Origin of the sequence: Flavobacterium sp. ASV13 (assembly GCF_000745775.1) — a bacterium.
Lineage (GTDB): Bacteria > Bacteroidota > Bacteroidia > Flavobacteriales > Flavobacteriaceae > Flavobacterium.
Window position 1 is genome coordinate 1 of record NZ_JQJY01000011.1, and the last position, 13,275, is coordinate 13,275.

The window sequence follows — 13,275 nt, forward strand, 5'->3', positions numbered from 1 at the left end:
TAAATCATATTGATAATTTGGTTGAACAGTTTAGTGTTAATACTGACAAACCACTAAATACATTAAATTATTTAACTCAAGCAGAGAAGCAACAATTATTAGTAGACTTTAACGATACCAAAGTTGATTATCCGAAAGATAAAACCATCATCGATTTATTTGAAGAACAAGTCGATAAGACTCCAGATAACATCGCTGTTGTTTTTGAAGAAGTACAATTGACTTATAAACAACTCAACGAGAAAGCAAATCAATTAGCGCATTATTTAAGGGAAACCTACGAAATACAAGCCGATGATCTAATCGGAATGAAGTTAGAGAGAAGCGAGCAAATGATACTGGCTATTTTAGGAGTACTAAAATCTGGTGCCGCTTATGTACCAATCGATCCAAGTTATCCTGAGGAAAGAATCACTTACATAGAAAAAGACAGTAACTGTAAAATTGTTATTGATAATCAAGAGATAAAAAAGTTTAGTAAAATTAGCGATGACTATTCTCGAGAGAACCTTTCTTCTATAGTATGCGGAGATGATTTAGTTTATATTATCTATACATCTGGTTCAACAGGTATCCCAAAGGGTATAATGATGCACCATAAAAGCATGTCCAATTTAGTTTCATTTCATACTAATGAGGTAAATGAAAATTTTGGAAAAGTATTGCAATTTACTAGCATAAGTTTTGATGTTTCATTTCAAGAAATTTTCACTACATTGACAAGAGGCGCTACTATTTATCCTATATCAGAATCGATTAAGTCAAGCCCTATTGAAATAGTAGATTTTATTAATGTAAACTACATTGATACAATTTTTTTACCAACATCATATTTTAAGGTTTTAATAGAAACTAAAGAATTTAATCATTTAATTAGACAAAATAATTTCTTAAAAAACATTATTGTAGCAGGTGAGCAATTGACATTAAGTAATGATGCTATAAAAATTATTAAAGAGTCAAAAATTAAGCTTCATAATCATTATGGTCCTGCAGAAACACATGTAGTGACAACAATTGTTTTAGAAGAGAATTATTTAAACAATAATCCATCAATTGGCAAACCAATTGATAACACACAGATCTATATATTAGATGAAGGGTTACAGCCAGTTTCTATAGGTGTTACAGGGAAGTTATATATTTCTGGAGATGGAGTTTCCAGAGGTTATTTAAACAAACCAGAACTCACAGCAGAGAAATTCATTTCGAATCCTTTTATAAAAGGAACAAGAATGTATGATACCGGTGATTTAGGCAGGTGGCTGCCAGATGGCAACATTGAATTTTTGGGCAGAAACGACCATCAAGTCAAGATAAGAGGTTATCGTATAGAGTTAGGAGAGATAGAAACGGCCATATCTCAATATTCAGGGGAGATACAACAGGTTGTAGTGGAAGCTAAAGAAATCAACCAGGACAAAGCTTTGGTGGCTTATTATGTGTCCAGAATCGAGATTGACAAATCAGAGCTTAGAACTTATTTGCAAAACAAGTTGCCTGAATATATGGTGCCTGGTTTTTATGTAGAGATAGAAAGTCTGCCTCTAACACCTAATGGCAAGATAGACAGAAAAGCCCTTCCAAGTGTGACTGGAGAAGACATCATTAAAAAGGAATATGTAGCCCCAAGAAATGCCATTGAACAAAAAATGGTAGAAATATGGCAAGAAGTATTAGGAGTTCAAAAAATAGGAATTACAGATAATTTCTTTGAATTGGGAGGGAATTCTATTTCAGCATTAAGAATGATTTCAAAATTCCAGTTAAAATTTAGAACAAAATTAGATGTTACATTATTATTTAAAAATCCAAATATTTCTCTAATAAAACAAAAGATGGATTCAAATAATAGTATTCCGTATTCGAATTCTCTGCTAATTCCTATTAATGACAAAGGAACTAAAACACCAATATTTTTCGCACCACCTGCTGGAGGAGGAAATTTAACCTATAAGGATTTGTCAGAAGCTATTGGAGATCATCAACCAATTTATGGTTTAAATGTAAGAGGATTGGATGGGGAATTACCTCCGCATGAAACAGTAGAAGAAATTGCAGCTTGTTACATAGAAGAGATACAAAAAGTTGATCCATATGGGCCATACATTTTAGGAGGATTTTCTTCAGGGGGGAGAATAGCTTGTGAAATGGCTTTTCAACTGTTTAGAAAAGGCTTTGAAGTAAAGAAATTGTTATTATTTGATTCGATGGCTCCAGATGTAGATTATTCAACTTTTCATCCTCAAACTTATCAAGAATGGTTAATAAGAATTGCCGAAGTTATAAGTGAATTATTTTTATTGAAAGACAAAGTAAAATTAGCAATTAATGAATTGGAAAATTTAAATGAAGAAGAACAATTTAGTTTATTCTATAAAAAATTAACCGATCTAGGGCTAGACATGAAAAAAAATTATCTTAGAGGGTATGTAGATATCTACATTAAAACTGTAAGAATGACTTATGCTCCTCCGATTGATGAAAAATTAAATTGTCCGATCATATTATTTAAATGTATAAAAAAGATTGATCGTAGTGATTATACAATAAAAATGAAGGAAGCTTTAGCTAATATTGATGAAAAGGAAATAGGATGGCAGAAATGCACAAAAAATGTTGTAACTGTTCATGAATTAGAATGTACACATAATGAAGTGATGAATTCTCCTCATGTTAAGACAATAGCAATAAATCTTGTAAAGCATTTAAGTTGAGAATAAATAATTTTTAGTAATGATTCCTAAAAAATAGGCTTTATCCTATTTTTTAGGAATTATAAAGTCTCGAAATAAGAAAGAGAAATCAATAATAAAAACATTAGAAATAGAATTAGTTAATTAAAAATTTAAATATGAAGCCTCAATTATTTTTGTTACATTTTGCAGGAGGGAGTATGTTTTCCTTTGATTTTATAAAAATGTATTTAGATTTAGATGTTGAATTTATTCCGTTAGAACTACCTGGGAGAGGTAATAGATATAGTGAAAATCTTTTAAAAAATTTAGACGAAGCTATAGAAGATTACTTTAATCAAATTAGAAAATTAAGAAACGGGAGTCCTTTTATTATATATGGACATAGTATGGGTGCATCTCTGGGATTATTTTTAACATTAAAATTTGAAGCTATTAATGATTTTCCAATTCATTTAATTGTATCTGGAAATGCTGGCCCAGGAGCAAAAAAAGAAGAGATTATTTGTTACCATAAATTGGATGATATCCAGTTTAAAAATAAATTGAAAGAGTTGGGAGGAATGCCCGAAGAAGTATTTGATAATGATGATCTTTATAATCATTTTGCACCAATTATCCGTTCAGATTTCGAATGTTTAGACAACTTAGATCATATTGAAACTATTCAAATTAATACTGAAATATATGCAATAATGGGAGAAGATGAGAAAACTAGTTCTGAAATAGATAATTGGAAAAAATTTACAAAGGGAAACTTTCAAAATAAAATAGTTTCTGGAAATCACTTTTTTATATATGACCATCCTAAAGAAATAGCTAATATAGTTATTGATAGTATTAATAAATTTAAAAATAAATATAGTCTCAGTGTTTAAACTAAAAATAAAAAATATAATCGGTCTTCTTCTCTACGCCATTCCAAACACTATTCTTAGTTTCGGAATCGTGTATATTATGAACAACGTAATTTCAGGCAAAGAAGGTTTCTTAAACGATTACATAGGGATAGTTTTTGTATCAATTGTGATTTATACTTATTTACTAAACATAATATTCCAAAAGAAAATCAATAAATATTCTTTTGACTTATTGTGTGAAAATGAAAAAAAAATATTTCATAAAATTTTAGAAGCACCTCTAATTACACTAGAAAAAATGGGGTCTCAACGATTTTATACAGTAATAGAAGATTTAAGGATTTTTTCGTCTTTTCCAAGTGTAATTACTAATTCAATCAGTTCATTATTAACGTTGGCACTTTGTATGACTTACTTGTTCACTTTGTCAATAGTAGCAGCTTTGGTTGTGATTTTTTTAATCATTTTGATAGGATTTATTTACTTTTTTATTGTCAATATGATGTCAAAAAAAGTAGAGACGATTAGAAAATATAATGAATATTATTATAAGTATGTTGAGGATGTGATCAAAGGTTTTAAGGAGTTTAAATTAAATAAACAAAGAAGAACAAACTTGATGCAAAATTATTTAATTCCCAACAGAGAAAATGCAAAAGAATTGGATTTTAAAATTAATTATGTTTTTCTATCCATCAATTTGATTAGCGGATATGGTTTGTATTTAGTGATAGCTGTTATAATTTTTTTACTACCAGAATTAGGTGTCCTTAAAAGAGAAGATGTCATTTCTTATGTCGTTATTCTTTTGTTTATTTCGGGACCAATAAATAATTTGATTAACATGCAGAACATTTATACTCGTTTGATTGTTGCCAATAATAGAATTAAACTTTTTTTAAAAGATTTTGATACAGTTGAAGCAACTTCAGAAGTTGAACAAACATCTTCGGAAAATTTAAGCCAACTGAAATTCAATGATGTATATTTTACTTATGATAATGATGCGATAGATAAATCTTTTGCACTAGGACCAATAAATGTTTCTATAGAAAAAGGAGAAACAATATTCATTATTGGAGGAAATGGTAGTGGTAAAAGTACCTTTATAAATATTTTAACTGGTTTGTATCAACCGTCTCAAGGAGAGATAATCCTAAATGATCTAAGTGCAAATCAAAGTACAGTACTACAAAATCTTATCGCGGCTGTATTTACAGACAATCATATATTTTTTCATAACTATGATGATTATTCCCTAGAACAAAATAAAGAATACCAGGAATTATTAAAAATAATGGAACTCGATAAAGTGGTTGGAGATGACAGTGAAGAATCTGCGAGGCGTTCTTTTTCTAAAGGCCAAGGTAAAAGAATGTCTCTGATATTTGCACTATTGGAGAATAAACCAATTTTGGTATTGGATGAGTGGGCTGCTGACCAAGATCCATATTTTAGAAAATATTTTTATGAAAATTTATTACCTAAATTGAAAGAAGAAGGTAAGACTATTATTGCCGTTACTCATGATGATGCCTATTTTAAACATGCAGATAGAATCATAAAATTTGATTATGGTCAAATAATTATGGATAAAAAAATAACTGATGATATAGTATTGGATTCATCTTTATGGAAATAATATGAAAAAAAATATTCATGAAACTGACTTTACCACAACAAGATATTTATTTTGAACAATTATTATCCACTAATGATCCTATATACAATATTGGAGCTAAAATCGAAATAAATGGAATAGTAAATATAGAAATATTCAAAAAAGCATATATTGAATTAATCAATCAGAATGATGCTTATAGAAGCATTCTTGTGAAAAATGAAGCAGATGTAAGTGTTAAATACTTAGATGAACATCAATCCGAATTGGGATTTATTGATTTTTCTGATGACAAAAAAACAATTGAGGAAGCTAATTTATACATGCAAAAGGAATTTACAAAACCATTTGATTTATTGGATGGAAATCTTTTGCATGTATTCACTTTGGTAAAAGTTCAACAAGATCTGTATTATTTATTTTCTGTTTATCATCATATCATAACCGATGGTTGGGGAACTTCCCTAATGTTTCAAAGATTGGTTCAAAACTATAATGAAATTTCTGAATTCGGAGCCGTTACATCAAGCTACACTTTTAGTTATAAAGACTTTGCAGAAGATGATTCTCAATATCAAATTTCAGAATCATTTAATCAAGATTTAGACTATTGGTCTCAAAAATTCAAGTATTTACCAGAGAATTTATTTCAGAAATTAAATCATAAAGTTCAAATAAACAAAAGCTCTCGCAAAGAATTGTTTATTAAAAGAGATACCTATAATCAATTGAATGACTTAGCGATAAGTTACAAATGTTCTACTTTTCATATAATTTTAGGGCTGCTATATTCCTATTTTGGAAGAAAGCACGGAAATAGCGATTTTGCCATCGGTTTTCCTGTTTTAAACAGAAGTAAATCTATATACAAAAAAACGGTGGGACTTTTTATGGGCATTTCTCCTTTGAGAATGTCATTAGATTTTGAAGCTACTTTTCAAGATTTGATAATTGATATAAAAAACCAATTAAGACAAGATTATCGCCATCAGCGATTACCGTTGGGAAAATTAATTCAAAAACTTCAATTGTATAATCAAAAAGAAAGATTATTCAACATCACACTTTCATATGAAAAACAAGATTATGCTACTCATTTTAAAAATACGAAAACCAAAGTAATTCCTCTAAGTCATCAATCAGAAAGGGTAGCTTTAGCTTTATATATTAGAGAATTTGACGAACAGGAAGATGTGAAAATTGACTTTGATTACAATTTAAATTATTTTGATGATTCAAGCATAACCCAAGTGGTCAATCATTTTGAAAAATTACTTAATGAAGTTTTAACTAATTCTAACAAAAAACTTAAAGAGTTATGCTATTTAACAGAAGAAGAAAAGCAACAATTATTATTTGATTTTAACGATACAAAAGTTGATTGTCCTAAAGATAAAACCATATTGGATTTATTTAAAGAACAAGTTGCTATATTCCCTGAAAAAACTGCATTAAAAGATGATGTAAAATCATATTCTTATGTTGAACTGGATAAGTTATCAAACCAAATAGCGAACTATATTATTGCAAAATGTGGTCAAGAAGATAAATCTCCAATTGCTGTTTTATTAGATCGTTCGGCTAATATGATTGCAGTTTTGTTAGGGATCTTAAAAACTGGTAAATCTTATCTTCCTTTAGATCCCACTTTCCCAAAAGAGCGTTTGAGTTTTATTGTTGCCAATAGTCAAACCAAAATAATTATCAATGAAAATGATTATGAAATAAGTGGAGCTGAACAAGTAAAGACAATATCATTAAAAAATATTCTTGATGAAATTGATGGATTTCAACCTACAGAATTAAAAATTGTCACTTCATTAGACACAGCTTATATTATTTATACATCAGGATCAACAGGAAACCCAAAAGGGGTTGAAATAGGACATAAATCATTACTTAATTTTTTAACTAGCATCCAAAATAAGCCAGGTATTAATTCAAATGATACTCTGTTTTCTGTAACAACCTATTCTTTCGATATTTCCATATTAGAATTCTTTGTCCCTTTAATATCAGGTGCTTGTTTATATGTTGCCAGTCAAGAAACTTTATCAAATCCCAATTTAGTTATAGAAAGATTACAAGAAATTAAACCAACAATTATTCAAGCTACTCCAAGTTTTTATCAAATGTTATTTCATGCTGATTGGCAAGGAGATATGTGTCTAAAGTTACTTTGTGGAGGCGATTTGTTAAGTGAATCATTGGCAAAAAAATTAATCAGCCATAGTTCAGAAGTATGGAACATGTATGGTCCAACTGAAACCACTATTTGGTCAAGCGTTAAAAAATTAGAAAAAGCTTCAGATGCCTCGAACATTGGCAAACCCATAAACAATACACAACTCTATATTCTAGACGAGTTTTTAAATCCAAAACCAATTGGAACATCAGGAGCTATTTATATAGCAGGTGATGGATTAGCCAAAGGATATTATAAAAATGAGATACTAACCAAAGAAAAATTCATCCAAAATCCTTTTGATTCAAATAGTCTATGCTATGAAACTGGAGACATTGGGAAATGGAATAACGAAGGAGAAATAGAATTCTTAGGACGAAATGATAATCAAGTAAAAATAAGAGGTTATAGAATTGAACTGGGAGACATTGAATCACAATTAAATCAGATAGAGAAGATTAAAGATTCTGTAGTAATTGCTAAAAAAGGAGAACAACAAGAAGCATTTTTAGTTGCTTATGTTTTAAAGAATCAGGAATTCATAGATTTGGATGAAATTGTTAATCAATTAAAAAAGACACTTCCGTATTATATGATTCCCAATGCAATTATTCCTTTGGAAGAATTTCCGCTTACCCCAAACCAAAAAGTAGATCGAAAATGGTTATCACATAGAAAAATTCAATATGATAAAAATGAAGATAATTTTAAAGAACCCGTTTCTGATTTAGAAAAAATATTATCTCAGTATTGGGGAGAAGTCTTAAAAACAAAAGAAGCTATAAGCATAGCGGATAACTTCTTTGCACTTGGAGGGCATTCCCTAAATGCCGTAAAATTGATTGGATTAATTTTTCGAAATCTTTTTTTAGAGATTACTTTAAAAACTATTTTTGATTATCCTACTATTGAATCTTTAGCTGTTTATTTGAAACAACTGAAGCCATCGCAATTAAATTTAATACCATTATCTGAAATCAAAGAGTTGTATCATTTGACTCCTGCTCAATATGCGATTTGGTTAGCCTCTCAACAAACAAGGGGTTCGATAGCTTATAATATGTTAGCGAGTTATACTATTGAAGGAAATATTGATATTGCTAGAATCAATAAATCAATAAATCAAATCATTGAAAAGTATGAAATCTTAAGAACCAATTTTGTTGAAATTAATGGAATTCCTTATCAAAAAATAAATACTCCCAAAAATGTTAAATTTGAAATTGGGGTACACCAATTAAAAGATGATAACATTGAAGAAATAATCGACAAATTAATTACTATTGAATTTGATTTAGAAAAAGAGATTTTAATAAGAGTTCAATTGATACAGCTAGGAATTGATAAAAACCTATTGTTCTTTTCTACTCATCACATCATAATGGATGGTTTGTCGCTGGAAATTTTTATCAAAGAGTTTATTCAAAACTATAATGAAAATCGTCCAGGCTTTACAAGTGAGACTATTTTAAAATTACAATTCAAAGATTATTCAGAATGGTTAAATAAAACTATAGCAGAAAATCAATCTAAAAATGAATTGTTTTGGAAAAATTATCTTCAAAATTATATACCCAAAGATACATTTGATAAGGATTTTAGTATTCTAAACAACAAAAAAAATGGTGCAAAATTATTATTTGAGCTTACAGAAGAAGTTACACTACAGTTGAAGCAATTGGCTACTGAAAAGCAAGTGACTTTTTACACCCTTTTAGTTACTTCAATCAATGTTTTGATTTATAAACTATCTGATCATTCTGACATATGTATTGGAACAGTAAATTCTGGAAGAAATTCTGTTGAGCTAAATGATCAAATAGGAATCTTTGTGAATACAATTGTGTTAAGAACTCAAATACAATCAGAACAAACTTTTGTGAATTTATTAGAAACTGTAAACATTAACATATTAGAGATAAATAATTATTTAGATATTCCATTTGACAGACTACCAGGAACTCTTTTCGATGTGATGCTAGTCTATCAAAATCCAGAATTTAATTTAGAGAATGATATTGAATTGAGTGAATTGAAATTAACTCCTTATCCTATTGAAAACAAATTCAGTAGAATGCCTATGGTATTTAATTTATTCGAAAGTGACCATCAACTAAAAGGAATTATAGAGTACAATTCTGATTTATTTGAAGAAGATTCCATACAAATAATTATAGAAAAATATAGTAAATTTTTAAGTGAAATTGCTGCAAATCCTTTAATTAATATCGGGGAAATAGAGAATAGATTGGTACAGGAAATGAATACAGAATTAGATTTTGATTTTAATTTTTAAACATGTTCATAGGTTCGGTTTTAATTGACAAATTAATCATTTCACAAAAAAATAAATCAACTACTTTATATTATAAATATAATTTTTAATGCTGAGTGTTTAAAATAAAAAAAATTAAATGAAAATAATCCAAAGTTTATGGGTAAAGCCCAATTTAAAAAAAGAAAATATTAATATTTCAGATAGAAATAATGGAGGTTGGGTAGATAAAAAATACAACTATATGAGTTGGGCACTTAGTTGTCTTCAATTTAAAAAATATTATAACGAAGTTGAGTTAGTTACAGATTCACTAGGTTATGATTTACTAATAAATAAATTAGAGCTACCATATACAAAGGTAGACGTAAGTTTGGATGTTTTAAATGATTATCATCCTGATTTATGGGCATTAGGGAAGATTTATGCTTATAGTATACAAAAAGAACCTTTTATTCATGCTGATGGAGATATTTTTATCTATAAGAAATTTGAAGATAGTTTTGAAAATTCTCAATTAATATCTCAAAATATAGAAAAAGGATTCGGCTATTATGATGAAGCATTTAAATTGATAGAAGAAAAATTTGATTATATCCCCACTTATTTAACAGAATCGAAAATTAAAAACAATGGAATAATAGCTGTTAATGCTGGATTATTAGGAGGTTCAGATTTAGATTTTTTTAAAGAATATACTGATGAAGCTTTTAAGTTTGTAGATAAAAATGTTTCTAAGTTGCATGAAATAAATTTAGGGACTATTAATACAGTTTATGAGCAATTTTTATTTAAAGCAATAGCGGAAAAGAAAAAAATTGATATTAATTATTATTTAGAAAATATTAATTATTCTTTTGATGGTCTTGCAGATTTTACATCTTTACCCGAAAAAGGAAAATATATACATACAGTTGGAATATATAAAAGAAATGAATATATCGGAGATTTATTATCACACAGATTACTTACTGATTATCCAGATTATTACTATAAAATAATCAATCTCATTCGTACCAACCAAATTTAATTTTTAATTCATGGAATCATTGGAAGAAAATAGAAATAATGTATTATTAAGAGTTGAAGATTTATCAAATTTAATATTAAATTCAACTTTTGAAGAGCTTATTGAAATTTCAGAAAAAAACAATACAAAACTAGACCGGTATCTAGTTTCAAATAATTTAGAGAATATTGAAACTGGAGTTTCTGGTTTTTTACTTTATTTATTAGAGATGTATAAATTTTCTGGGAAAGATATTTATTTAGAAAAAGCAGAATTATTGTCTAAGAATATTATTTCTTATTGTGAAAAAACGGATACGAATGATTATTCTCTTTATTGTGGGAGATCCGGATTGATTTATGTTTTGTTACAACTATATGATGTGAACAAGAATGTAGATCTATTACAAGTTTGTGAGGATTTAATTATCCCTTCTGAAAATGAATTTTTAGAGTCTAAATATACATCTGATTATTTATACAATGGTAGGTCTGGAACGTTATTGATTTTAAACGAGTTGTTTCAACTGTCAGAATCTGAAAGGATATTTGAAATTATAAATAAGTTCATAAATAAAATTTTTCAAAACGCTTTATTTACAGAAAAAGGTATTTCATGGAAAGCAACCGAAGAAATTAATCTAAATAATTCATGTGGATTTGCCTTAGGGTCATCAGGAATTCAATATGTTTTAAAAAAAATGAATATAGATTTTCCAAATAATCATTTAGACTATATTATTAAATATATTGATAAACACAAAGACTCTTGTTGGGATGAAAAACATCAATCATGGCTTAATTTTGAAAAGGATATTATTAATAATAATGTTTTAAATCAGTTTAAAAGACAATATTTAGATAATGATCCGATGTTATACAATCCTACAAATGAACTAAATTGGTCTAAAGGGAGCATAGGTATACTATTATCTGAAAATCAAAATAAAAAGATATTTTTTGAATTAAATAATTATAAAATAAAGCATCTCCAGAGTAATATTTACGATGGCCTTTCAGGAATTGGATTGTGCTTGTTAGAAAACCATTCCATAGACAATAGATATGCATATCTTTCGCTAATTAAAGAAGAAATATTAAATCAACAAAAGCAAACTACACTAAACGGTGGCTTGTTTTTTGGGGATCTAGGAGCATCCTATTTTTTATTAAAAACTTATACAAACATTGAATCAGATAATATTATAAAACCATTTAAAAACAAAAATCAAAGGCCTAATAAACGCGACTTGGCCATTGATATTAGATTTATTAGAAAGAGTTTATTGTCAAAGATTTATAATAAAACTTTGCTTTTAATAGAAAATATATTTGATGATGACTTAAGTATTTTTTTAAATAATTTAAATTGTGATATTAATGAATCTGAAATTAAAAAATTTGAGGATTTTGTGGTTGAAACGTTTGTAAAAGTTGATTCCAATATAAATAGAGTAATAGCTGATATATTCTTTTTTGAAAAAAAGAAAAAAGAGTATATCAATCAGGAGTTAAAAACAAATCTGCAAGTTTTTTTAGATAAATTATTTCATAGTGATAAAATAATTAAAATTCTTAATAATTCTGACCAATGGATTTTAAACCAAGAATTAAAAATCTCACAGCATATTAAGATAGTAAATACTAAATGGGATTGGGAGCATAGGGAAAAGCATAGTTTTGTTCAAAATTTTTATAATGAACCTAGCAATAATGAATTTATATTTATAAATACAAATAAAAATGTTGCTATTGAATATTCCCTAAGAACTGATGGTTGGGTTTTGCATCGATTTGATTCGCGAAAAAAAATTAAAGACGCCTTATTTGAAATTAAACAATATTGTACATCACAGTCAGAAGAAACGATTAAGGAGTTTATAGAAAATTCTGGTTCAAAAGATGCAGAAGATCTTGTTAAAAGGTTAGATTTTTTAATTATTGACAAAATAAAGCAGTTGTTGTATAATAATATTTTAGAATTTGTATAGATGTTAATATTATATTCGAAGATATCTGAACATTTGCATGAGAATATTATTGAACAATATTTAAATTATTTTGATAAAGATTTTCAAAATAAAATTTTAAATTATAGAAGATGGCAAGACGCACAATTATCATTACTTGGAAGAGTTTTACTTCTAGAATTTTTTGAAGAGAATGGAATTTCAAGTAAGGAAATTAATAATATTCACTATAATGAATTTGGCAAACCATTTTTAAAAGGTAATTCATCATTCTTTAATATATCTCATTCTGGAGACATTACGGTTTGTGCCATAAGTGACAAATCAGAAATAGGAATTGATATTGAAATAATATCAAATATTGAAATAGATGATTTTAAACCGCAGTTTACGGAAAATGAATGGAATAAAATTATCTCATCCAACAATAAAAAAGAAACTTTTTTTGAATATTGGACACAAAAAGAAGCAGTCATAAAAGCGCATGGTGATGGACTAACATTACCATTAAACACATTTGATATTTTAGATAATATAACTCATATTAATGGCGAAAAGTACTATCTAAAAGAAATAAAAATAGATAAACAGTATAAATGTTATATCTCACAAAAAATGGATGTTTTTGAAATATCAATAAAAGAAATTTTAATCAGTTAA

The 13,275-nt window shown here is 27.6% G+C and carries 7 protein-coding genes; all 7 read left to right on the forward strand.

The annotated features are described in order from the left end of the window. Positions 1–2,717, forward strand: a 2,717-nt coding sequence (locus tag GQ47_RS20230) for a non-ribosomal peptide synthetase (RefSeq protein ID WP_152561061.1), incomplete at its 5' end; no start/stop codon positions are given. 137 nt (positions 2,718–2,854) lie between these two features. Further along, a complete protein-coding gene (locus GQ47_RS20235) occupies positions 2,855–3,574 on the forward strand; it encodes a thioesterase II family protein (protein ID WP_035652381.1) in 720 nt (239 codons plus the stop codon). Beyond that, the gene (locus tag GQ47_RS20240) at positions 3,567–5,198 is read left to right on the forward strand and encodes a cyclic peptide export ABC transporter (protein ID WP_035652471.1); all 1,632 of its coding nucleotides are present in this window, start codon (positions 3,567–3,569) and stop codon (positions 5,196–5,198) included. The genes GQ47_RS20235 and GQ47_RS20240 overlap by 8 nt, the downstream gene beginning before the upstream one ends. A gap of 17 nt (positions 5,199–5,215) precedes the next feature. After that, positions 5,216–9,658, forward strand: a complete 4,443-nt coding sequence (locus GQ47_RS20245; protein ID WP_035652382.1) for a non-ribosomal peptide synthetase — start codon at positions 5,216–5,218, stop codon at positions 9,656–9,658. A 118-nt stretch (positions 9,659–9,776) separates the two neighbouring features. Next, positions 9,777–10,667, forward strand: a complete 891-nt coding sequence (locus GQ47_RS20250; protein WP_035652383.1) for a DUF6734 family protein — start codon at positions 9,777–9,779, stop codon at positions 10,665–10,667. A 10-nt stretch (positions 10,668–10,677) separates the two neighbouring features. Then, entirely contained in the window at positions 10,678–12,636 is a 1,959-nt protein-coding gene (locus GQ47_RS20255) for a lanthionine synthetase LanC family protein (RefSeq protein ID WP_035652384.1), read from the forward strand. Then, positions 12,637–13,275, forward strand: a complete 639-nt coding sequence (locus GQ47_RS20260) for a 4'-phosphopantetheinyl transferase family protein (protein ID WP_035652385.1) — start codon at positions 12,637–12,639, stop codon at positions 13,273–13,275.